General features: G+C 66.0%; 26 protein-coding genes, 1 tRNA gene, 1 other RNA gene and 1 pseudogene. 14 read left to right on the forward strand and 15 right to left on the reverse strand.

The genetic code is table 11. From position 1 onward, the window contains the following. The first annotated feature begins 79 nt into the window (after positions 1 to 79). The gene (locus DV027_RS13040) at positions 80 to 1,237 is read left to right on the forward strand and encodes an energy transducer TonB (RefSeq protein ID WP_130732434.1); all 1,158 of its coding nucleotides are present in this window, start codon (positions 80 to 82) and stop codon (positions 1,235 to 1,237) included. 29 nt (positions 1,238 to 1,266) lie between these two features. Continuing rightward, positions 1,267 to 2,721, forward strand: a complete 1,455-nt coding sequence (locus DV027_RS13045; protein WP_130732435.1) for an AMP nucleosidase — start codon at positions 1,267 to 1,269, stop codon at positions 2,719 to 2,721. A gap of 106 nt (positions 2,722 to 2,827) precedes the next feature. Here DV027_RS13045 and DV027_RS13050 read toward each other — a convergent pair whose 3' ends face one another. From DV027_RS13050 to DV027_RS13070, 5 genes are all read right to left on the reverse strand, one after another. After that, on the reverse strand, positions 2,828 to 3,643 hold the full coding sequence (locus DV027_RS13050) for a TIGR00282 family metallophosphoesterase (protein ID WP_130732436.1): 816 nt from the start codon (positions 3,641 to 3,643) through the stop codon (positions 2,828 to 2,830). A 15-nt stretch (positions 3,644 to 3,658) separates the two neighbouring features. Then, entirely contained in the window at positions 3,659 to 4,270 is a 612-nt protein-coding gene (locus DV027_RS13055; protein WP_130732437.1) for a 5-formyltetrahydrofolate cyclo-ligase, read from the reverse strand. A 9-nt stretch (positions 4,271 to 4,279) separates the two neighbouring features. Then, a non-coding RNA gene (gene ssrS / locus DV027_RS13060) (6S RNA) lies at positions 4,280 to 4,438 on the reverse strand. Between the two features lie 9 nt (positions 4,439 to 4,447). Next, positions 4,448 to 4,789, reverse strand: a complete 342-nt coding sequence (locus DV027_RS13065; RefSeq protein ID WP_130732438.1) for a cell division protein ZapA — start codon at positions 4,787 to 4,789, stop codon at positions 4,448 to 4,450. A gap of 3 nt (positions 4,790 to 4,792) precedes the next feature. Beyond that, entirely contained in the window at positions 4,793 to 5,059 is a 267-nt protein-coding gene (locus DV027_RS13070; protein WP_130732439.1) for a hypothetical protein, read from the reverse strand. 80 nt (positions 5,060 to 5,139) lie between these two features. Between DV027_RS13070 and DV027_RS13075 the strand changes: the two genes are divergently transcribed. The 3 genes from DV027_RS13075 (at position 5,140) to thiE (ending at position 7,222) form a co-directional block, all read left to right on the forward strand. Then, complete coding sequence (locus tag DV027_RS13075; RefSeq protein WP_242621904.1) at positions 5,140 to 5,526, forward strand: hypothetical protein; 387 nt, start codon at positions 5,140 to 5,142, stop codon at positions 5,524 to 5,526. Between the two features lie 59 nt (positions 5,527 to 5,585). Further along, positions 5,586 to 6,506, forward strand: coding sequence for a class I fructose-bisphosphate aldolase (locus DV027_RS13080; protein ID WP_130732441.1), 921 nt, complete (start codon positions 5,586 to 5,588; stop codon positions 6,504 to 6,506). Between the two features lie 83 nt (positions 6,507 to 6,589). Continuing rightward, a complete protein-coding gene (gene thiE / locus DV027_RS13085) occupies positions 6,590 to 7,222 on the forward strand; it encodes a thiamine phosphate synthase (protein ID WP_130732442.1) in 633 nt (210 codons plus the stop codon). A 50-nt stretch (positions 7,223 to 7,272) separates the two neighbouring features. Here thiE and DV027_RS13090 read toward each other — a convergent pair whose 3' ends face one another. Together DV027_RS13090 and epmA are read right to left on the reverse strand one after the other, a co-directional pair. Then, positions 7,273 to 8,292 carry a hypothetical protein gene (locus DV027_RS13090; RefSeq protein WP_130732443.1) on the reverse strand — a complete coding sequence of 340 codons (1,020 nt, stop codon included), beginning with the start codon at positions 8,290 to 8,292 and terminating at the stop codon, positions 7,273 to 7,275. Positions 8,293 to 8,511: 219 nt separating this feature from the next. Further along, entirely contained in the window at positions 8,512 to 9,534 is a 1,023-nt protein-coding gene (gene epmA / locus DV027_RS13095) for an EF-P lysine aminoacylase EpmA (protein ID WP_130732444.1), read from the reverse strand. 51 nt (positions 9,535 to 9,585) lie between these two features. On the opposite strand from epmA, the gene DV027_RS13100 reads away from it, so the two are divergent. From DV027_RS13100 to DV027_RS13125, 6 genes are all read left to right on the forward strand, one after another. Beyond that, positions 9,586 to 10,650 carry a lysine-2,3-aminomutase-like protein gene (locus DV027_RS13100; RefSeq protein WP_130732445.1) on the forward strand — a complete coding sequence of 355 codons (1,065 nt, stop codon included), beginning with the start codon at positions 9,586 to 9,588 and terminating at the stop codon, positions 10,648 to 10,650. An 86-nt stretch (positions 10,651 to 10,736) separates the two neighbouring features. Next, positions 10,737 to 11,303 carry an elongation factor P gene (gene efp, locus DV027_RS13105; protein ID WP_061272374.1) on the forward strand — a complete coding sequence of 189 codons (567 nt, stop codon included), beginning with the start codon at positions 10,737 to 10,739 and terminating at the stop codon, positions 11,301 to 11,303. Positions 11,304 to 11,408: 105 nt separating this feature from the next. Beyond that, positions 11,409 to 12,230, forward strand: a complete 822-nt coding sequence (locus DV027_RS13110; protein WP_165399199.1) for an inositol monophosphatase family protein — start codon at positions 11,409 to 11,411, stop codon at positions 12,228 to 12,230. Between the two features lie 73 nt (positions 12,231 to 12,303). Next, the gene (locus tag DV027_RS13115) at positions 12,304 to 13,251 is read left to right on the forward strand and encodes an OmpA family protein (protein ID WP_130732446.1); all 948 of its coding nucleotides are present in this window, start codon (positions 12,304 to 12,306) and stop codon (positions 13,249 to 13,251) included. 12 nt (positions 13,252 to 13,263) lie between these two features. Continuing rightward, on the forward strand, positions 13,264 to 14,310 hold the full coding sequence (locus DV027_RS13120; protein WP_130732447.1) for a flagellar motor protein MotA: 1,047 nt from the start codon (positions 13,264 to 13,266) through the stop codon (positions 14,308 to 14,310). A 26-nt stretch (positions 14,311 to 14,336) separates the two neighbouring features. Continuing rightward, complete coding sequence (locus DV027_RS13125; RefSeq protein WP_130732448.1) at positions 14,337 to 15,287, forward strand: peptidoglycan -binding protein; 951 nt, start codon at positions 14,337 to 14,339, stop codon at positions 15,285 to 15,287. A 116-nt stretch (positions 15,288 to 15,403) separates the two neighbouring features. On the opposite strand, the gene DV027_RS13130 is transcribed toward DV027_RS13125, so the two are convergent. The 3 genes from DV027_RS13130 to DV027_RS13140 all read right to left on the reverse strand — a co-directional run bounded on the left by DV027_RS13130 (position 15,404) and on the right by DV027_RS13140 (position 17,254). Beyond that, positions 15,404 to 15,994, reverse strand: a complete 591-nt coding sequence (locus DV027_RS13130; protein ID WP_130732449.1) for a tetratricopeptide repeat protein — start codon at positions 15,992 to 15,994, stop codon at positions 15,404 to 15,406. A gap of 100 nt (positions 15,995 to 16,094) precedes the next feature. Then, positions 16,095 to 16,220, reverse strand: coding sequence for a type B 50S ribosomal protein L36 (gene ykgO, locus DV027_RS13135; RefSeq protein WP_003617324.1), 126 nt, complete (start codon positions 16,218 to 16,220; stop codon positions 16,095 to 16,097). Positions 16,221 to 16,318: 98 nt separating this feature from the next. After that, on the reverse strand, positions 16,319 to 17,254 hold the full coding sequence (locus tag DV027_RS13140) for a hydrogen peroxide-inducible genes activator (protein ID WP_130732450.1): 936 nt from the start codon (positions 17,252 to 17,254) through the stop codon (positions 16,319 to 16,321). A gap of 127 nt (positions 17,255 to 17,381) precedes the next feature. Here DV027_RS13140 and DV027_RS13145 point away from each other — a divergent pair, with 127 nt between their 5' ends. The 3 genes from DV027_RS13145 to DV027_RS13155 all read left to right on the forward strand — a co-directional run bounded on the left by DV027_RS13145 (position 17,382) and on the right by DV027_RS13155 (position 18,821). Beyond that, positions 17,382 to 17,924, forward strand: a complete 543-nt coding sequence (locus tag DV027_RS13145; RefSeq protein ID WP_130732451.1) for a peroxiredoxin — start codon at positions 17,382 to 17,384, stop codon at positions 17,922 to 17,924. 154 nt (positions 17,925 to 18,078) lie between these two features. Beyond that, a complete protein-coding gene (gene ahpD, locus DV027_RS13150) occupies positions 18,079 to 18,606 on the forward strand; it encodes an alkylhydroperoxidase, AhpD family (RefSeq protein ID WP_130732452.1) in 528 nt (175 codons plus the stop codon). A 138-nt stretch (positions 18,607 to 18,744) separates the two neighbouring features. Continuing rightward, positions 18,745 to 18,821: transfer RNA gene (locus DV027_RS13155), tRNA-Asp, on the forward strand. A gap of 98 nt (positions 18,822 to 18,919) precedes the next feature. Here DV027_RS13155 and DV027_RS13160 read toward each other — a convergent pair. From DV027_RS13160 to DV027_RS18130, 5 genes and pseudogenes are all read right to left on the reverse strand, one after another. Next, positions 18,920 to 19,741: a fructosamine kinase family protein gene (locus DV027_RS13160; protein WP_130732453.1), complete on the reverse strand. Its 822-nt coding sequence runs from the start codon at positions 19,739 to 19,741 to the stop codon at positions 18,920 to 18,922. Further along, the gene (locus tag DV027_RS13165) at positions 19,738 to 20,211 is read right to left on the reverse strand and encodes a low molecular weight protein-tyrosine-phosphatase (protein ID WP_130732454.1); all 474 of its coding nucleotides are present in this window, start codon (positions 20,209 to 20,211) and stop codon (positions 19,738 to 19,740) included. The genes DV027_RS13160 and DV027_RS13165 overlap by 4 nt, the downstream gene beginning before the upstream one ends. After that, the gene (locus DV027_RS13170) at positions 20,212 to 20,772 is read right to left on the reverse strand and encodes a gluconokinase (RefSeq protein ID WP_165399198.1); all 561 of its coding nucleotides are present in this window, start codon (positions 20,770 to 20,772) and stop codon (positions 20,212 to 20,214) included. Then, complete coding sequence (gene rpiA / locus DV027_RS13175) at positions 20,769 to 21,473, reverse strand: ribose-5-phosphate isomerase RpiA (RefSeq protein WP_130732455.1); 705 nt, start codon at positions 21,471 to 21,473, stop codon at positions 20,769 to 20,771. Before rpiA ends, DV027_RS13170 begins: the two co-directional genes overlap by 4 nt. 95 nt (positions 21,474 to 21,568) lie before the next feature. Beyond that, a pseudogene (locus tag DV027_RS18130) lies at positions 21,569 to 21,647 on the reverse strand (6-phosphogluconolactonase); the annotation flags it as partial.

Raw genomic sequence — 21,647 nt, forward strand, 5'->3', positions numbered from 1 at the left:
TCAGTTATGCTGGCAACATGCCAGGGCAGGCAGGCAGGCCCCGGCAACAGATCCACATGGCGGAGACCCGCAGCCTTTCATGACGGTGACACTCAGTCCCTCCTCCCGGCGGCCAGATGCCGTGGAGCCCGTACTGATCCCCCGCGACCCGCCTGCTGGGGGCGGCCTGCCACGCAATGGCCGCACGGAACAGTACAACCCGCCCGGGCGCGAAAGGCTGCTGCCCGGCACCCCCGTGTCGCCACCACCCGGCTACCGCAAGCTGCGCCCCATGATGTCGGGCCTGATCCGGCCCGACACGGTGGAAACGCCCGGGCCAGGGCGCGCCATCGCCATATCGGGGCTGCTGCATGCCGCCCTCCTCGCCGCGATCCTGATTGAATCCGCCCATCACAGCCAGCACGGCACGCCCGATGCCTCGCAGACCGAGCCGCAGGTGGAGATGGTGTTCTCGCCCCCCTCGTCCAGCGGGTTGCAGGGCCAGTCCTCGCCCGACATGGCGGGCGGGCAGAATGCACCAAAGCAGGCGCAGAACAAGCAACCCAGCGCGCAGGAAAAGACAGACAACCCGCAGCAGAACAACGAGGATTCGTCACCCTCCCCCAACACCGCCAGCGAGCAGACCCCCTCCGCCCCGCCAATGAGCGATGCGCCCTCCGACCTGTCTGTGCCGCAGGCGGAGCAGCACGACCAGTTCAACCCCGCCATGCAGAACTCCGGCCATGGCAGCCGCCCGGCCCAGCAGTCGCACAGCCAGTCCGCGCCCAATGCCTATGCGGCGTTGCAGCACCCGATGAACTGGTCGCTCTCCGCCTCCCCCCTGCCCCGGCGCAGCAAGCAGGGGCGCGCGGGCGGCACCGGCGGGCCGATCGACCTTTCGCTCGGGCCGGTGGTGCAGAATGGCAAGGTCAACGCCCCCTATTCCAGCAATACCCAGATCAGGGGCGTGAGCGAGGATTATGGCGCGGAACTCGATCGCTGGATCCGCAGCCATATGTACTACCCGCAGGAAGCCGCACAGGCCGGCGAGGAAGGCCCCTCGTCAGTGCATGTGGAACTTGACCGCGACGGCCACGTGACCAAGGTGCGCCTGACCGGGCAGTCCGGCTCGTACTATCTTGATGCGGCAACGGTGGGCATGTTCCGCAACGCCCAGCTCCCCCCCGTGCCACCCGACATGCAGGGCGATACCTTCCCCATCGACCTGACCATCAACTACATCCTGATCCGCCGATAACGCGCGGGCAGCCGGGAGATTTCATCGCCATGGACACAGCACGACTCCTGCAGCAGGCCGGGCATGACTTCCACGCCTTCGACAATGCCGATGCCGCCGTGGCCCGCATTACCGAACTCTATGACCACGCCGCCGGGTTGATCCGCCGCGCCTTCGCCACGCGCGATACATCGGGCCTGGAAAACGCGGTCTATCCCTACCTCGCCTTCATGCCCGCCACGGCCCTGCCCGCCGACGGGCCGCGCCCGCCCTTTGACGTGGTGCTCGAGCCCGGCTTCTATGGCACCACGCTCACCCGCCCTGCCCTGTTTGGCGCCTACTGGCGCGAACAGATCGAAAGCCTGCTGCGCCATTACCGCACGCCGGTCATGGTCGGCCTGTCGCGCCAGCCCATCCCGCTCTCCTACGTGATGGAGGAGGCGGTGACCTCGCTGACCGAATCCGACCTTGCCTGGATCCAGGCCCATTTCGCGCTGCCTGACCTGCACGTGACCGATGATTCGATCGCCAATTGCGACTACATCCCCCGTCCCGGCGTGCCGCGCCCGCTCGCGCTGTTCACGGCCCAGCGCACCGATTACTCGCTGGCGCGGCTGCACCATTATACCGGCACGGCGCCAAGGCATTTCCAGCGTTTCATCCTGCTCACCAACTACCAGCGCTATGTCGATGCATTTCGTGAATACGGGCATGCGCAGGTGGATGCGGGGTCGGAATACACGGCGTTTGTCGAGCCGGGCGAAATCATCCACACCCGCGACGCCCCGCACGCGGCCACCCATGCTGGCCAGAACCTGCCGCAGATGCCCGCCTACCACCTGTGCCGCCCCGATGGCGATGGCATCACGCTCATCAACATCGGCGTGGGCCCCGCCAACGCCAAGACCATTACCGACCACCTGGCCGTGCTACGCCCACATTGCTGGCTGATGGTGGGGCACTGCGCGGGGCTGCGGCGCAGCCAGAAGCTGGGCGACTACGTGCTGGCGCATGGCTACCTGCGCGATGACCACGTGCTGGACGACGACCTGCCGCCCTGGGTGCCCGTGCCCCCCATTGCGGAGGTGCAGATGGCACTGCAGGACGTGACCGCCCGTGTGACCGGCCTGCATGATGCCGAGGTCAAGACCCGCCTGCGCACCGGCACGGTCATGACCACCGACAACCGCAACTGGGAGCTGCGGCTGGGTGCGCTGTTCACGCGCATCAACACATCCCGCGCCATTGCGGTGGACATGGAATCAGCCACGATCGCGGCCAATGGCTTCCGCTTCCGGGTGCCATACGGCACGCTGCTGTGTGTTTCGGACAAGCCGCTGCATGGCGAGCTCAAGCTGCGCGGCATGGCCAATGCCTTCTACCGCGAGCGCGTGCGCCAGCATCTGGTGGTGGGGATCGAGACCATGCAGCAGTTGCGCGCGCAGGGCGTGGACCGGCTGCACTCGCGCAAGCTGCGCGGGTTTGACGAGCCCGCTTTCCGCTAAATCATTAAAATCATAAAAGTTTTTGGGTACCGCCTTTTTTTCAGAAAGGCGGCATTCCTTTGAAGCTTTTTGGAAAAAAGCTTCACCAAGAACTTTGATCTGTTGATCAGAAATCCGGCAGTGTCGGGGCCAGATGCCCGCCCTGCCGCACCGGGGCCATGCGGCGGGCCAGGCCGGTGGCATCATCGGTTTCCACCATCATGCCTGCGATGCTCGCTTCACCCTCCGCCGGTTGCAGGCGCTCGCCGGGCATCTTGCGCACGAATCGGGCAATGGCAGCCTCCTTGCCCATGCCGATCACGCTGTCATAGTCGCCACACATGCCCGCATCGGTCTGGAAAGCGGTGCCGTGGGGGAAGATGCGGTGGTCCGCCGTGGGCGTGTGCGTGTGCGTGCCGATGACCAGCGACACGCGGCCATCAAGGAAATGGCCCATGGCCCATTTCTCGCTCGTGGCCTCGGCATGCACGTCCACCACGGCGGCGTGCATGGTCACGCCCAGCCGGTGGCGCGAGAGGATATCGGTCACGCTGCGGAAGGGGTCATCCATCGCATCCATGAATTGCCGCCCCATGATGCTGACCACCAGCGCCTTGCGGCCATCGACGAGTTCCACCACCACGCTGCCCTGCCCCGGCGTGCCGGGCGGGTAGTTGGCGGGGCGGATGATGCGGGGTTCGCTGCCGATATGGCCGATCAGGTCGCGCCGGTCCCAGCTATGGTTGCCCAGCGTGATGACATCGGCCCCCGCCTCAAGCAGGTCGCGGCCGATGGCGGGCGAGAGGCCAAAGCCGTGGCTGGCATTCTCGCCATTGACCACCACGAGGTCGAGGGCGAGATCGCGCCGCAGGCCGGGCAGCCGGGAAATGACGGCCTCGCGCCCCACGCGCCCGACAATATCGCCCAGAAACAGTATTCTCAAAAAAACAGCCTTTATCTACCGCGTCCGCCCGTCACCACGACACCGGATCCATTCACGCTCGGTCACGATCGCGGGCAGCGCCACGTCATACCGGCCGGTCGGGATGCACGCCACTTCCTGAAAGGAAAAGCCAAACCCCACGGCCCGCGCCGCAGGCAGGCTGGCCAGCGTGCGATCATAATAACCCCCGCCATATCCCAGCCGCATGCCCCGCCTGTCAAATGCCAGCAGCGGCACGCACACCACATCAGGCTGCACGATGGGACCTTCAGGGTGGGATGTGCCATAGCGGCCCGCGCGCATGGCGCAGCCCGGCTGCCACAGGCGGAAGGCAAGCCTGTGGCCCTTCGGCGTGGTTTCGGGCAGGGCAATGCACAGGCCATCGGCGTGGAGCGCGTGCATGACGGGCTGGAGCGCGCTCTCGCCGGGCAGTGGCCAGACAAGGGCTACGGAATCGCCTGCGGCAGCCATGGCGCGCAGGGCGCGAACCATGCGGTGCTGGAGGGACTTCTCGGCCATCTCGCGCCCCGGCGCCGTGGCAAAGGCGGCCCGCCTGCTGGCCATGACGCCACGCAGGGCCTGTTTGGCATGCGCGGTGGACCACGATTCGTTTGCGATGGAAGTCATGTGAAATGATACGGAGCCGCCATGGCCGTTGGTCGGATCAGCCCTCCCGGACCTGCTGACGCAGGTGGGCGCCAGATAACGTGACCACGATCACGACAGTGCCAGCTCCCTAGGAAGTGCTTATCGGCCCAGGGGTTGAATCATGCCTGACGCACCCGGCAGCCCCGCCCTTTCTATCTAGTCTTCTTCCAGTGCGTCCGCAATGTTTTCCGCACGCTCGACAAGATGGGCAAGCTGCTCGGCGCGGCGTGCGTTCTCGATGCGCGCCTGCCGGCCCTGCGCAAGCTGGTGGGCGGTGTCCGATGACATCTTTTCCGCCGTCAGGTCATGGATCTCGTCGGCCATGAGCAGGGCGGCGAGCGCAAGCAGCCGCCCCTCGCCGCTGTGGCCACCGAGTTCGCGGATGCGCTCGATCCGGCGCTCGACTTCCTGCGCCATGGCCTGGAGGTGTTTCTCCTGCCCTTCCTTGCACCCCACGGCGTAGGAAAAACCGTTGATGCGCACGGTAACCTGGCTCATGGCCTATTCCTCCCCGCTGGTGGTTTCCCCACCTTCATCAAGCACGTCGCGCACGCGGGCAATAAGCGCATCGATATTGGCGGCAAGTGCCTGCAGGTCGATATCGGGCGCGGGGGGCTGCTGGATGGCAGCCTCCGCCGTGCGGCGATCAAGGGCGAAGGCGATGCGATTGAGGGCGAGTTCAAGGCGGTCAGCCGGATTCTCTCCAGCCTCCGAGGGGGAGCGCGCGGCGTCCTGTTCCGGTGGCATGATAATATCAGACACGTTCATCCTTTCCCTCATTCCTCCCCTTGAACTGATCGCGCGGTGCGGTTTCAACGTCAAGCATGATCGACAAACATGACCATTATATGCCGCTTATAACAGTTTCAGGCGCAGGAGAGCTGGCGCTGGTCACCAACACGGCAGCATCGCTACGCATGGCGTGCGCCGTGGTTTCCCCGCCGGGCGCCGGATGTTTCATGGGGGTGCCGTGGTGGGCGGCGCTGGTGGCAGGCTGCCCGCTGCCCGCCTGGCTGGACTGCGGGCAGGCGGCGGGCCATGCGGCAGCCGCCCTGCGCGCAGGATTGAGCGGTGTCATTGTCAGCGCCACGGCCCCGCAGCACCATGCGCTGGCATCACTGGCACGCATGACGGGTGGCCACGTCCTGCACCAGCGCCCGCATGCGCTGGAACTGCCACCAGAGGGTGCGAGGGATGCGCTGGAAAGATACCTGCGTGCCCCCCGCATGCCATGACAGGACCGCCCGGGCAGGCGCAGGATGCACGCACACCCATCTGCCAAGGGGAACGACACATGACGCTGACACCACAGGTCAAGGCCATCCTTGACCACTATGAAAGTGACACGCCGGGCACCAAAGCCAACCTCTACCGGCTCATGAACACCGGCAAGCTCGCGGGCACCGGCAAGCTGGTGATCCTGCCGGTTGACCAGGGCTTCGAGCACGGGCCGGGCCGTTCATTCGCCCCCAACCCGCCCGCCTATGACCCGCATTACCACTATTCGCTGGCCATCGAGGCCGGGCTGAACGCATTCGCAGCGCCCCTGGGCATGCTCGAGGCCGGGGCCGGCACGTTTGCGGGCCAGATCCCCACCATCCTCAAATGCAACAGCTCCGACAGCCTGACCACGCAGAAGAACCAGGCCGTGACCGGCACGGTGGCCGATGCGCTGCGGCTGGGCTGCTCGGCCATCGGGTTCACCATCTACCCCGCCAGCGACTACCAGTTCCACCAGATGGAGCAGCTGCGCGAGATGGCGCGCGAGGCCAAGAATGCGGGGCTTGCCGTAGTGGTGTGGAGCTACCCGCGCGGCCCGATGCTGGACAAGGCGGGCGAGACGGCCATCGACATCTGCGCCTATGCCGCCCATATCGCAGCCGAGCTTGGCGCCCACATCATCAAGGTCAAGCCCCCGACCGAGGACCTGTGCCTGCCCGCGGCCAAGAAGGTCTATATCGATGAGAAGGTCGATATCGCCACCCTGCCCGCGCGAATCCGCCACGTGGTGCAGTCGGCCTTTGCGGGCCGCCGCATCGTGATCTTCTCGGGTGGCGAGCACACCACCACCGCGCACCTGCTCGACACCATCCGCGGCATCCACCAGGGCGGCGGGTTCGGTTCGATCATCGGGCGCAACACCTTCCAGCGCCCGCGTGCCGAGGCGCTGAAGCTGCTTGGCGAGATTACCGGCATCTTCGCGCAGAAGGCCTGATCCTTCCGCCGGTGCCCCGCATGGCAAGGCTGGCCATGCGGGGGCTGTTCGCAGCCGTCCCGGTGGCATAGGATCGGCCCGACATGACCGATTGCCAGCTCTATCTCATCACCCCCGAATCGCTTGATCCGGCCACCTTCGCCCCCCTTCTGGCCGAGGCGCTGGACGCAGGCCCGGTTGCGGCGGTGCAACTGCGCCTTAAAAACGTCGATGACGACACGATCCGCCGCGCGGTGGAGGTGCTCCAGCCCATAACCCATGCGCGGGACGTGGCCTTCATCATGAACGACCGCCCCGACCTTGCCGTAAGCTGCGGCTGCGACGGGGCGCATGTGGGCATGGATGATACCGATGTGGCCACCGCCCGGCGCATATTGGGTGACAGCCTGCAACTCGGCGTATCGTGCTACGACAGCCGCGACATGGCCCTGCGCGCGGGCGAGGCCGGGGCGGACTACGTGGCGTTTGGCGCGTTCTTCCCCTCGCCCTCAAAGGAAACCGAAGTGCGGGCCGACCCGGCGCTGCTCACGTGGTGGAGCAGCATGATCGAACTGCCGGTCGTGGCCATTGGCGGCATCACGCCAGAGAACTGCGGCACGCTGGTGCGCGCAGGGGCAGATTTCCTGTCGGTCATCAGTGCGGTGTGGTCGCACCCTGATGGACCGGGTGCAGGCGTAAAGGCCATGAACACGGCAATCGCAGCTGCAGAAGAATAAAAGCTTTGAAAGACACCGCCTTTTTGAAAAAAGGCGGCACCCGAAAACTTTTAATCCATGACCCCTGTCTGGCGCTGCAGGTAACCTGCCCACCGCCGCACGGTCGGGCTCCGGTCAGCCTCAAGCACAGGCACAATCAGCGCCAGATCAGGGAAATCCCGCCAGCAATGCGCCAATGCCCGCAGCGCCGTGCGCCTGACCATGGCCGAACGGTCATGCAGGGCCGAGGCGATCAGGGCATTGCGGTCAACGGGCAGGCTGATATCACGCCGCGCCAGTACTGGCGCAGGGCGGTTGAAGCCCAGTAACCTGTTCACCCATTCCCGCCGGATGCCCGTTTTCCACCGGGCCTGTCCCCATAGCAGCACCTGTAGCGCCGTGGCCCGCACGCTGGCCTGCCGTGCCATGCCCGCCAGCATGGGCAGGGCAGCATCAAGCAGCGGCGTGCGCAGGAAGGCGCGCAGGGTCACGCCCAGCGGGCCATCGCATGCGGTGGCGAACCGCGCGACCAGCTGCACCCGCACGGCGGGCCGGGCAAACAGCCGATCCATGCAGACAGCCTGCGCGGGCGCCCAACGGGTCCATTCCTGCCAGTGCCCCCGCAGGGCCAGCCCCATGGCGACCGCGACATCAGGCGCAACCTGCAAGAACAGCCTGCCCGCGCACCGTGCAGCGGCCTCGCGCACGGGGCCTGCCCAGTCATTGAGGCGCATGGCAAGGGCCGCCAGCATGAAAGGCGAGCGCGGCACGGTGGCCAGCGCGTTGAGGGCAGCCTCGCGCACATGGCCATCGCGGTGCAATAAGAGAACCTGCGCCAGCATGGGCATGGTGGCCAGCACGCCGCATATCAGGCGGCGATCCTGTTCAGGGTCCACGGGGTAATAAAAACAGCACAGCGCGTTTCTGATCCGCACGCTCGCCGTAACAACCTGCGCTGCCGGCAGGCCATCAAGCCCCGCAACACACGCCGCGACAAGGGCGATGGGCGGTCTGGTCCCCGCCAGCAGGCATTGGCCAAGCGCTACCAGATCCGCCTCCAGCGCAGGGGGCAGGTCGTAATCCGTCAACATGGTAAGAAATGCTCCATGACCGGGTTCAGGCATCCCGAACGGGATGAATACCTGCCGACATGAGGCCGGTGATCTTTTTACCAGCGAGGCAGAAGGTTGCAAATCCTAATATACCAAAAAGAACAAATGTTTTTGGGTGCTGCCTTTTTTCAAAAAAGCGGTGTTCTTTGAAGCTTTTGAAAAAAGCTTTACCAAAAACTTTTATTTATTTTGAATGGTTTACGACGCATCTCCCAGCCACTGCACATCCGCAATGCGGTTCGTGCCCGCTGCCAGCATCACCAGCCGGTCAAAGCCCAGCGCAATACCCGCACACGGCGGCAGGCTGCCAAGGGCGGACAGGAAAGCCTCGTCCATCGGCCAGTCCAGCCCGGATTCGCCGGGGTAAAGCCCTAGCCGCCGCGCCCGGTCGGCCTCAAAGCGGGCGCGCTGCTCGGCAGGGTCGGTCAGTTCCTCGAACGCATTGGCCAGTTCGATACCCCCTGCATATAGCTCGAAACGCAGCGCCACGCGCGGGTCCGCCGGGTCACGCCGGGCCAGCGCCGCCTGGCTTGCGGGCCAGTGGGTGAGGAAGGTGGGGCGCGTGCGGCCGATATGCGGCTCGATGCGTGCCATCATCAGGCGAAAGAACAGGTCCTCCCACGTCTCATCGCGGCGCAGGTCACAGCCTGCGGCCTCAGCCAGCGCCGGGGCGTCGCCCTCATGCGCCAGAATGTCCACGCCCGCATATCGGGCAAAGGCTTCGGCCACCGTCAGCCGCTCGAAGGGGGTAGCAATACTGATCTCATCCCCTCCCACCCGCACCACCGGCGGCAGGACGGCACGCAGCAGGGCTTCGGTTTCATCCATCAGGCTGCCCAGCGTGGCGCCGGGGCGGTACCATTCCAGCATGGTGAATTCATGGGCGTGCAGCCTGCTGCCCTCGGCATTACGCCACACCCGCGCCAGTTGGTACACAGGCAGGCCGGTGGCGGCGACGATGCGCTTCATGGCAAATTCCGGGCTGGTGTGCAGCCACAGCCGTTCGCGGCTGCCATCAGCGCCTGCCCGCTCGGTGGCAAACACCTTGAGATGCACCTCCTCGCCCGGAGTCGGCACGGCGTAGGGGGTCTCGACTTCCGTGTAACCGCGCGCATCAAAAAAGGCCCGCACGCCGCGCAGCACGAGGTTGCGGCGCAGCAGCCGCGGCAGGCGGTCGGCAATGCGGGCGCAGTCGGGGCGTGGGGACAGGGACTCGGGCATGGGGCACGCTCCTGGGTTGCAGCAAGGGAAGGCGCGCAGTACAGCCCCCGCATGGCACTCCCGGTCAATCCCCCCCAACCCCCGCGCACGCTGCGCAGCGTGGCCGACCTGCTTGCGGCAGGGCTGATCACGCCCGCGGAGGCCCCCGCGCTGGAAAACGTGGCGCAACACTACGCCACCGCCATTCCCCCCGCCTTTGCCAAGCTGATCGAATCACCCGATGACCCGATCGGCCGCCAGGTCATTCCCGATGCGGCGGAAGGCCACACCGACCCCACCGAAGACCCCGACCCGATTGGCGATGACGCGCTCTCCCCCGTGCCGGGCATCGTGCACCGCTATGCCGACCGCGCGCTGCTCAAGCCGCTGCTGGTCTGCCCGCTTTACTGCCGCTTCTGCTTCCGCCGCGAGCATGTCGGCCCCGGCGGCGGCGTGCTCGATGAGGCCGCACTCGAGACCGCGCTGGACTGGCTGCGCACGCACCCCGACATTCATGAAGTCGTGATGACCGGCGGCGACCCGCTCATGCTCTCGCCGCGGCGCATGCGCGCGATCATGCAGGCCCTTGAGGGCATGGAACATATCCACACCATCCGCATCCATTCCCGCGTGCCGGTGGCCGACCCCGACCGGCTGGATGAGGAAATGGCGGATGCGCTGGAGACCACGCGCTCGATGTGGCTGGTGGCGCACATAAACCATGCCCGCGAACTCACGCCCGCTGCCCGCGCCGCCATCCGCCGCGTGCAGGCGCGTGCCATACCGGTACTGGGGCAGTCCGTGCTGCTGCGCGGCGTAAACGACACGCCTGAAGCCCTCGAGGCGCTTTTGCGCGCGCAGGTCGCCGCCCGCATCCGCCCCTATTACCTGCACCAGCTTGACCCGGCACCCGGCACCGCGCGCTTTCACGTGCCCATACGCGAGGGGCAGCGCCTGCTGGCCGACCTGCGCGGGCGGGTGACGGGCATTGCGTGGCCGACCTATGTGCTCGACATTCCCGGTGGGCATGGCAAGGTGCCGATCGGGCCGGATTACCTGCGCACCGGGCCCGATGGCATGCTCGCGGCAGTGGCGCCTGATGGCACGCTGCACCGCCTTGCGCGCGAACGGGGCTGAAAAGAGGGGCGCGAAACCTTGCCCTTCCGCGCGCGGGGCGCTAGAAGCCGAACCGCCATACTTCCCACAACCATACAGGGACCACCATGAAGCAGCAGGCAAACCTGATCCGTGCCGGGCAGGTCATCGAGCACGACGGCCGTCGCTGGACGGTCCTGAAGCAGCAGATCATCACGCCGGGCAAGGGCGGCGCATTCATCCAGGTGGAAATGCGCGACCTCAAGACCGGCAACAAGACCAACGAGCGCTGGCGCACTGCCGACACCGTTGAACGCCTGATGACCGAGGAGAAGGAATACACCTACTCCTACATGGACGGCGACAACATCGTGCTCATGGACCCCGAGACCTTCGAGCAGCTGCTCCTGCCGCTTGACCTGCTCGGCGATCAGGCTCCCTTCCTGCAGGACAACATGACCCTGGTGCTCAACCTCGTTGAAGGCGACCCGGTTGGCGTCGTGCTGCCAGCACAGGTGACGCTCGAGGTGGTCGAGGCCGACCCGGTGGTCAAGGGCCAGACGGCAAGCTCGTCCTACAAGCCCGCCCGCCTGTCCAATGGTGTCAAGACCATGGTGCCCCCCTTCATTGAAGCTGGCGAGCGCATCGTGGTCCGCACCGAGGACAGCAGCTACGTCGAGCGCGCCAAGTCCTGAGCCCACAGGGGCCGTGGCCTGCCTGCCCGCAGGCCGCGACCCGCCTTTCCTTCACCCCCTACACCCGTTCCACCGCCGAACCAGACAGGACCGATCACCGTGGCAATGCGACTCTCTCCCCATATGACGGTGATGCAGAACGCTGCCCAGAAGGCCGCGCGCCGCCTTCTGCGTGACTTCAGCGAAGTCGAGCAGCTTCAGGTCAGCATCAAGGGGCCTGGCGATTTCGTCTCGCAGGCCGACCTGCGGGCCGAAACCACCATCCACGAGGAACTGGCCCGCGCCCGGCCCGGCTACGCCTTCCTGATGGAGGAAAGCGGGGCCTCGGGCAGCGAGGGCTGGACATGGCGCTGGGTGATCGACCCGCTCGATGGCACCACAAACTTCCTGCACGGCGTGCCGCACTGGGCCATTTCCATCGGCCTGCAGCGCCGCCTGCCCGATGGCACGATCGAGATCGTGGCGGGGCTGGTGTACAACCCCGTGGTCAACGAGATGTTCTGGGCCGAAAAGGGCGTGGGCGCGTTCCTCAACGACCGCCGCCTGCGCGTATCCGCCCGCCGGTCGATGAACGAGGCGCTGTTCGCCACCGGCATCCCGTTCGCCAAGGTCTCGGCGCGCAACCGCCTGTCATTTGCCCGCACGCTGGGCGCGCTCATGCCGCAGGTTGCTGGCATCCGCCGATTCGGCGCTGCCGCCCTCGACCTCGCCTGGGTCGCGGCAGGCCGGTATGATGGCTACTGGGAGCTGGGCATCAAGCCGTGGGACTGCGCAGCGGGCATCCTGCTCGTGCGCGAGGCCGGTGGCTACGCAACCGACCCGGCGGGCGAGGATCTGAACGATCTTCCCGCCTCCATCGATGCGGTGGTGGGCAACCCCCACATGCACGGCCCGCTGCGCGAACTCGTGGCCAGCAGCATCGGCTGATGCACGGCACGGGCCCCCGTGGCCCGTTTGCCGATTGCGCCCCCGCCTGCGGCCCGGTAGCCTGCCGGGCATAATGCAGCACTCATTCCCCTCCCTTCCCCGCCGGTCCGCGCGCGTGCTGGCCGTGCTGGGCGTTGCCACCTGCGCCCTGCTGGGCAGCGCGCACGCACAGGTCACCACCAGCAGGAGCGCGCTGGATGCCCTTGGCGCGCCCAAAAAACGCCCTGCCATGCTGCCCGATGGCGGCAGCATGAGCCTGTCGGGCGCCACCACGCCTGATGCGCCGGACAGTGCGACAAGCGCGCCGCCAGCAGCCCAGGTGCCTCCCACGCCCACTTCCCGCCCCCGCAACGCTGCCACCACCCCGCCACCTGCCACCCGCCACGTAGCGACCCCGGCACCGCAGCCAGCCAGCCCCGCGGCAGCAGCGCCGACCGCAACAGCCCCGGCCAGCACGCACGCTCCAGCCGCAGCACCCATGCCAAGCAGCAGCACCAACACCGTGGCCCCCGCCGCCGCCATTGCCGCCCTGCCGCCCGTAGCCGTCAGGCCCCCCGATAACCCGGTGCTGCACCCGCCCGAGACACATGTGCCGCTGCACCCCTTCACGCCCCCGCCCGAGGTCAAGCCCGACCCGCAGGCACGCGGCCGGGCGGAAAAGGTGACGGGTGGCACGCGCCTGCACTTCAACATCCAGTCAGCCGACATGAATCCGCGCATGATCGCGGCCCTGCAAACATTTGCCACACTCATGCAGAAGCTGCCTGACCAGCACATCAACATCGTGGCCTATGGCGAAGGCCGCCCCGATGATCCCTCAACGCCACGGCGGGTTGCCTTGAGCCGCGGGCTTGCCGTGCGTTCGGTCCTGATCCATGCGGGCGTGGCCCCCACCCGCATCTATGTGCGCGCCATCGGACTGCCTGATGAAAACGCCCAGGGCGCGGGTGCGGATTGTGTTGACGTGACCCGTTCCGGTGTGGTGGCCTCAACCACCCAAACCGAGCCACCGGCGCATTAAGGAAACCACTGCGTGACACGACCGACGACCTACCTTTTACGGGTTCTTGTGTTTCTTCTGGCTGTCGGGGTTGTCGCAGCCCTGCTTTCCCCCACCCTCTATCAGGCGTTCTGCAACAATCCCTATCTTGATGGCCTGATCATCGGCATCCTCGTGCTCGGCGTGGCGTGGAACATCATCATGATCCTGCGCCTCATCCCCGAGGTGCGCTGGGTCAACATCCTGCGCCACCCGCGTGAGGGGCTGACCACGCCGCCGCCCCCGCGCCTGCTCGCCCCCATGGCCTCGATGCTGGCCACGCATGACAAGGGCCGCAGGCTCACGCTGTCCGCCCCGGTCATGCAGTCGCTGCTCGACAGCCTCTCCGCCCGCCTTGACGAGGGGCGCGAGCTTTCGCGCTACCTCACCGGGCTGCTCATCTTCCTCGGCCTGCTCGGCACGTTCTATGGCCTGCTGCTGACCGTGGGCTCCATTGCCGATGTGATTGGCAACATGTCGGTGGGCAATGGCGACACCAACGCCATGTTCGACCAGCTCAAGACCGGGCTGGCAGGCCCGCTGCATGGCATGGGCACCGCGTTCTCGGGCTCGATGTTCGGCCTGGCAGGCGCCCTTGTGCTGGGCTTCCTGGACCTCACGGCAGGCCAGGCCCAGACCCGCTTCTTCAACGAACTTGAGGAATGGCTGGCTACCATCACCCGCCTCTCGGCAGGCGGGCTGCAGGTTGGCGGCAATGATGCCAGCGTGCCCGCCTATGTGCAGGCGCTGCTCGAGCACACCGCCGAGAACATGGAAAAGCTGCAGGCCCTCATGGCCCGCAGCGAGGAGACGCGTGCGCAGGAGCAGCGCCTGCTGACCGCGCTGAACGACCGCCTGGCCCAGCTGGCTGACAACCGGGGCGAGGACCACCTGCAGGGCATCGAATCCCTGCTGGCCCGCCTTGTGCAGGAATCGGCGGCAGGCCGCGAGCAGATGGCAGCCGACATCCGCAACGACCTGCGCCTGCTTGCGCGCACCATTGCCGCGAGCACGCCCGGAACGGGCCACTCCGCTTCCTGACCGCAGATCAAGGCAAGGTTTATTTCATGGCGCGCCGTTCCCGTCGCTCGATCCGTTCCGAACTGAATGCCTGGCCAGGCTATGTTGATGCGCTGTCAACACTGCTCATGGTCATCATCTTCGTGCTGCTGGTGTTTGTTCTGGGGCAGGCTTTCCTGTCCGTAACCCTGAACAAGCGCCAGCAGGCCCTTGACCAGCTCGAGCACGAGGTGGCCCGCCTGGCCCAGATGCTCTCGCTCGAGCACAGCCACACCACAGCGCTGCAGACCGAGATCGCCACCCTGCACAAGGAGCACGAGGCGGACGTGGCCACCGCCACCTCGCTCAACGCCCAGCTCAACCAGCAGACCAGCGAGCGCGATACCGCCCAGAGCCACGCCTCTGCCCTTGATGCGCAGCTGGCGCAGCTCAGCGCCGTCAGCGCCGCACTCGAGGTGAGCGAACAGGCCGTGCAGGAGCGCGACCACAAGATCGACAACCTTGGCATGCAGCTCAACGTGGCGCTGGCGCGCAAGGTGGAGCAGCTGCAGCAGTACCGCTCGGAATTCTTTGGGCGCCTGCGCAGCGTGATGCAGGACCACAAGGGCGTGCAGATCGTGGGCGACCGCTTCGTGTTCCAAAGCGAGGTGCTGTTCCCCGTCGGCAGTGCCGACCTCTCGCCCGAGGGCGTGGAGCAGATCAAGATCCTGGCCAAAACGCTGCGGCAGGTCGCCGCCCAGATTCCACCCGATGTGCCGTGGATCCTGCGCGTGGATGGCCATGCCGACCGGCTGCCCATCCACACCGCCTTCCCCAGCAACTGGGAGCTGTCATCCGAGCGCGCCATTACGGTGGTCAAGCTGCTGATTGCCGAGGGCATCAACCCGCACCATCTGGCCGCGACCGGCTTTTCGGACTACCAGCCGCTCGATAACGGCACCACGGCAGAGGCCTATGCCCGCAACCGCCGCATCGAGTTCCGCCTGACGGACCGCTGATAGGCAAGGATCAGGATCAAACGTTTTTGGGTGCCGCCTTTTTTCAAAAAGGCGGCATTCTTCGAAGCTTTTTGAAAAAAGCTTCACCAAAAACTTTTATCGTTTAATGAGATTTTTCAGGTGGGCTGGCCAAAGGCCTTCAGGCGCAACTGCTCGGTCTGGTGGGCGGCATCGGGAATGGTGGGCTCAAGCTGCACCACATGCTGCCATGCTTTCCACGCGGCCTGCCAGTCGCCGCGCTGCTCTTCCGTCTCCTGCAGGATCTTCCAGGCCATGACATCGCGCCCGTCATGATGCAGCGCCACGCCAAGGTCGGCCACCGCGCCATCGGGGTTGGCAGCGGCCAGGCGGGCCTGCGCGCGGTTGCGCCACAGCACCTCAACATCGGGCTGGAGCAGCAGGGCATCATCCATGTCCTGCTCGGCATCGAGCGGGCGCTGGGCGTCAAGGTCGTCCTGCGCGCGGCGCACAAGCAACGTGGTGGTGGGGGCCAGATCCTTCAGGCGCAACTGCTCGATGCGCCCGAGCAGGTCGCGCGCGCCGCGCGCGGTGGCCGCATGGGCCAGTTCCGTCTCGAGGCTGTCGAGCGATGGCTCGGCCGGTGTGCTGCCCTGCGCCCTGGCGGGAGGACCTGCGTGCCGGTCAAGCCCGTGGGCCGAAGCATCTGCCGCATGGGCCTGCAGGGGCAACAGGCTGGCTGCAAGCATGAGTACGCACGCAAATCCACGCACACAGGTTACTGAAAACCTGCCTGCGCGGCTTTGCGGCTGTTCAAAGATGAACCGGACGGTCAAGGCCGCCTGGCAATCAGCCCTGACGGGCCTTCATGCGCGGGTTCTTCTTGTTGATGACGTAGACCTTGCCACGGCGACGGACCACACGGCAGTCCTTGTCCCGAACCTTGGCCGATTTCAGGCTGTTTCTGATTTTCATGATCCGACCCTCGACTAGCGGCGATGTGCCGCAAAAGAGGCGCCCGAATACCCTTACCTGCGCCCGGAGTCAACTCCAGCGGCGGATTCTGGCGCCATTTACAGCAGGGAATTCGCCTGCGGGATCGAATCTGGCACAAAAAGCGGGGCAATGGCGTGGAAATCCGCCATGCGGGGCGAGCGCGGCCGCCAGGCCAGCCCGATCGTGCGCCAGGCCTGCGCGCCGCTTACGGGGCGCACGGTCAGGCGGGTCCAGTCCATCAGCGGCGATTCGACCGCCAGTTGCGGCAGCAGGGCCAGCCCCATGCCCGCGGCCACCATTTCCACCAGGGTGAACAGCGAGGTGACGGCGCACTGTGTCTCGTCCTCCGGGCGCGACCACTCCCCCGCCTGGCGGCACATGGCCAGCGTCTGCTCGCGCAGGAAGTGCCCGTCCTCGAGCAGGATCATGCGCTCATGCGCAAGGTCGGGCACCGGCACCACGTCAAGGCGGGCAAACGGGTGTGCGCGCGGCATGACCAGCATGAAGGGGTCGCGCCACAGCGGCAGGGTCTCGCTATCGGCGCAGTCGCACGGCATGGCCAGCAGCACGAGGTCAAGTCGCCCCCGCGCCAGTTTTTCCATCACGTTATGGGTCAGGTCCTCGCTCAGCGACAGGCGCAGGCGGGGGTACTGGCCCGGCAGGCGGGCCACGAGGGTGGGCATGACAAACGGCCCGATGGTGGGAATGACGCCCAGCCGCAAAAGCCCGCTCATCGGCTCGCGCGAGGCCACGGCCATGTCGAGCACGCCCTGCAGGGCCTCGAGCGCGTGGCGGGCCTGGCACACCACCCTGTCCCCCAGGGGGGTGAACACGACTTTCTTGCCCACCTCACGGTCGAGCAGCTGCACATCCATCTGGCGCTCAAGGGCCAGAATACCGGCGGAAAGCGTGGACTGGGTTACGGCGCAGGCCTTGGCCGCGCGGCCAAAATGACGCAGTTCGGCCAACGAGACCAGATAACGGAGCTGCTGGGCGGAAGGCATCGGAAGCATCGATAATGCCGATCAATATACGTATGAATTATTCACTGGCATGATAGCAGCATCCCCGTCATAGATACAGTTGCCGGGTTGTGATAACGCCCCGTTTCATATTTTAACCCAAACAGGAGATTTCCTGATGCTGACAGTCGGTGACAAGTTTCCCGCCTTCAACCTGACCGCCGTTCCCGGTGGGCCCGAAGGGCTCAAGGGCGAGTTCGTGCAGATCACGGACGCATGCAACGAAGGCAAGTGGAAGGTCGTGTTCTTCTGGCCGCTCGACTTCACCTTTGTCTGCCCGACCGAGATCGTGGCCTTCGGCAAGCTCAACGGCGAGTTCAAGGACCGTGACGCCGTGGTGTACGGCGTGTCGATCGACAGCGCCTTCGTGCACCTGAACTGGCGCCTGAACCACGAGGACCTCAAGAACCTCGAGATCCCGATGCTGGCCGACATCAAGCGCGAGCTGATCGAAAGCTGCGGCGTGATGGCCCAGCAGGCAGGCGCCGCGCTGCGCGCCACCTTCATTGTCGACCCCGAGGGCATCATCCGCCATGTCAGCGTCAATGACCTGTCGGTTGGCCGCAACCCGCAGGAGGTGCTGCGCATCCTCGACGGGCTGCAGAGCGACGAGCTGTGCCCGTGCAACTGGAACAAGGGCGACGCCTTCATCAAGGCCTGATCCCTTTCCAGTCCGGGTTTCCGCGCGGGTCATGGCCCGCGCGGCAGCCCGCGCCGCCTGCCCCGACCCCTGCCGCGCCCAGATGCTGCACACAGGGGTGGGGACAGGCGGGGCCATGCCCCCTCATATCCCCTGACATCCATGGAGAAAGCCCGTGTCGATCGACTCCATCAAGGCCGCGCTGCCCGACTACGCCAAGGACCTCAAGCTCAACCTCGGCTCGCTGGCCAATGACATAACGCTTACGCCCCAGCAGCTTGGCGGCACGTTTGTCGCCTCCGCCATCGCCACGCGCAACACGGCGCTGACCCATGCGCTCGTGGCCGAGTATGGCTCCAAGCTCACCCCCGAGGCGCTGGAAGCCGCCCGGGCGGCGGCGGCCATCATGGGCATGAACAATGTCTATTATCGCTTCGTGCACCTTGTGGGGGGCGACTATGCCAAGATGCCTGCGCGCCTGCGCATGAACATCATTGCGCGGCCCGGCGTGGAGAAGGCCGATTTCGAGCTGTGGTCCATGGCGGTCTCGGCCATCAATGGCTGCGGCATGTGCATGGAAAGCCATGAGCAGCAACTCCGCGCGGCGGGCATGAGCACCGAGCAGATCCAGACCGCCGTGCGCATTGCCGCAACCGTGAGCGGCCTGGCCGTTGTGCTTGAAGGCGTGGAAATTCCTGCCTGATTACTGGTCCGCTCCTGAAAAACGCCATAAATCGGAAGATCATGGCGTTTTTTTTCGCCTGCCCTGTTGCCATGGCGGGGCCAGCCTGTTATTTGCCCTTTCACCGAATGGTTGCCACCCCACGGGGTTGCAGCGGATGCGGGTGTAGCTCAGTTGGTTAGAGCGCCGGCCTGTCACGCCGGAGGTCGCGGGTTCGAGCCCCGTCACTCGCGCCACTTTATGGTGCCCTCCCAAAATCAAGACTGTCTCCATAAGAGATCAGGAAGAACATCGCCTTTTTTGAAAAAAGGCAGCGCCCGAAAACGTCCGTTTTTTAGCCCACCCCGGCATCATCAAGATACTGCGCCACCATGGGCCGGTATGTCGCGCCAAACAGGCGCAGGTGCACCAGCGCGATCCACAGCCGGTAAATGGCAAAACGCACCGCATGGCCCGGCTCCAGCGGGCCCCCGGCCATGTAGAACGCTGCCGGCGGCTGCGAGAACACGCCCACGGTTGCCAGATCCACCTCCGCATGGCCGTAATAGCAGCACGGGTCGATCAGGCCGGTCACGCGCCGGTGCGCCACCAGCACGTTGCCACTCCACAGATCGCCATGCAGCAGGGCGGGCGCAGGTGTTGCGGGCAGCAGGTCGGGCAGGCGGCGCATGAGCTGTTCAAGGCGGCGGGCCACGTCAATGGGCACATGCGCCAGATGTACGCCCAGGCGCTGCGCGGCCCAGAATTCGGGCCAGCGATCGGCCCATGTGTTGCATACGCTGACCGCACCAAGGGCGTAATCCCCCGCCCAGCCATAGCGGATCATGCCACCTTCGGGGCGGGCTTCATGCATTTGTGCCAGCACGCGGCCCAGATCGCCCCAGCAGGTGGCCAGCGTGCCCTCCATGGGCCGGTATTCCATCACCAATGCATCCGCATCCACCGCCAGGACAGCGGGCACCGGCGCACCACTGCCGCCAAGAGCGCGCAGCATGGCGGCCTCGGCCAGCGGGTCGGGGCCATTCTTGGCCACCACCGTGCGCCCGTCATTAAGGTAGACCAGCAGGGTCTGGGCAATATCGCCGCCCTGAAGCGGATGCCAGTTCCACAGCCCTGAGCCCACCAGAGTGGCGGCATGGCGGGCGAGGCGGCTCATGGCCGGGCCTGCAGCAGCCTGACCAGCGCCTGCGCCCCGGCGCTGACATCGCGCCATGTGGTCTCGAACCCGCTGGCATCGCCATAATACGGATCGGCCACCGCCTCCCCCTGCCTGCCGGGCACATGGTCGAGCAGCAGGGACAGTTCGGCACGCGCCCCCTCCGGCCGCATGGCACGCAGATGCGCAAGGTTGGCGTGATCGAGGGCGATGATGTGGGTAAAGCGGGTAAAATCGGCGGGCCGGACCACGCGGGCACGGTAGCGGCCCATGTCAATGCCGTGCTGGAGCGCCACGGCACGGGCCCTGCGGTCGGGTGGCGAGCCGGCATGCCAGTTGCCCGTACCCGCCGAATCGACCACCACCTCCAGCCCGGCCGCCTGCGCTGCCTGCCGCAACGCGGCCTCGGCCAGCGGCGAGCGGCAGATATTGCCCATGCACACGAACAGGACGGCAGGGCGGCTGGTCATCTAGCCCTCTTTGCGCTCGGGGAATTTCTGCGCAAGAATTCCAAGCGTCTCGGCAATGAGGGCGGCGGGCGTCTCCTCAAGATGCACCACGATGGGGTGCTCATCCGCCGCAGGCGGCTCGAGCGTTGCAAGCTGGCTGGGCAGCAGGCTGGGCGGCATGTAATGCCCGCGCCTGCGCTTGAGGCGGTCGTAGAGCGTATCTTCAGGAATTTCGAGATAGATGAACACGATATCCGCCGCCCCGTCCGCGCGCAGCAGGTCGCGGTAGGAACGCTTGAGCGCCGAGCAGGTCAGGATGCCCCCCTGCCCTGACGCCACGCGCCCCAGCAGCCATTTATGGCATTGCTCAAGCCAGGGCAGGCGGTCGGCATCGGTCAGGGGAATACCCGCGGCCATTTTTTCCACATTGGCGCGCGGGTGCAGCAAATCGCCTTCCTGATAGGGCCAGCCCAGCACGTTGTGCAGCCCTTCGGCCAGCGTGGTCTTGCCACAGCCCGAAACCCCCATGATGACCAGGACCAGCGGCCTGATGCCCTGATCCTGCAAGGTGCGCCCGGTCATGCCACGCCCAGCCGCTGCAGGCCATCGGCGGTGGCCACGATCACCTCCGACGTGCGACCAATGAACAGCCCGGTCTCGATCACGCCCACGATCTGCTCGAGCTGGCGCTGCAGGGAGGCGGAATCGGCAATCGGGCCAAAGTGGCAGTCAAGGATCATGTTGCCGCCATCGGTCACGAACACATTGCCGCCCCGGTCCAGCCGCTGGGTGATCTTTGCCCCCAGCGCTTCGAGCTGGCGGGCGGTGCTGGTCCAGCCGAAATTGGCGACCTCCACCGGCACCGGCACGCGCGTGCCAAGGCGGTCGACAAGCTTGCTGTCATCGACCACCACCACGAATTTGCGCGCGGCGGCGGCCACGATCTTCTCGCGGAATAGCGCGCCCCCCAACCCCTTGATCAGGTTGAGCGAGCCACGCTCGACCTCGTCGGCGCCATCGATGTCGATATCGATCTGCGGATGGGTGGCGAAGGTGACCAGCCTGATGCCGTGCGAGCGCGCCTGCTCGGCCGAGCGCTCGGAGGTGGGAATGGCGCAGAAGCGCAGGCCTTCCGCCCAGCGGCGGCCCAGCTCCTCGATCATGAAGGCCGACGTGCTGCCCGAGCCAAGGCCGACCACCATGCCGTCCTTGACCATGTCGGCGGCTTCGATGGCGGCCTGCCGCTTCAGTTCTGCCCGTGGGTCCGCGTTATGGGTGGACATGCGCTGTTTCCTCTTCCTGCAGGGCATCCCGGCTACGGGTGCCCCGTCATTTTTATTGCCTGACAGTGCCGTGCGGGCACGACACCTTCCCGCACTTATTGCCCCGCCGCCGCCTTGTCCATAAGCCAGATGAGTTCACCCTCGGTGGTGATATGGCTGGCAGGCTCCGCCGGG

The organism is Komagataeibacter xylinus (assembly GCF_004302915.1).
GTDB classification, from domain to species: Bacteria; Pseudomonadota; Alphaproteobacteria; order Acetobacterales; family Acetobacteraceae; genus Komagataeibacter; species Komagataeibacter xylinus_C.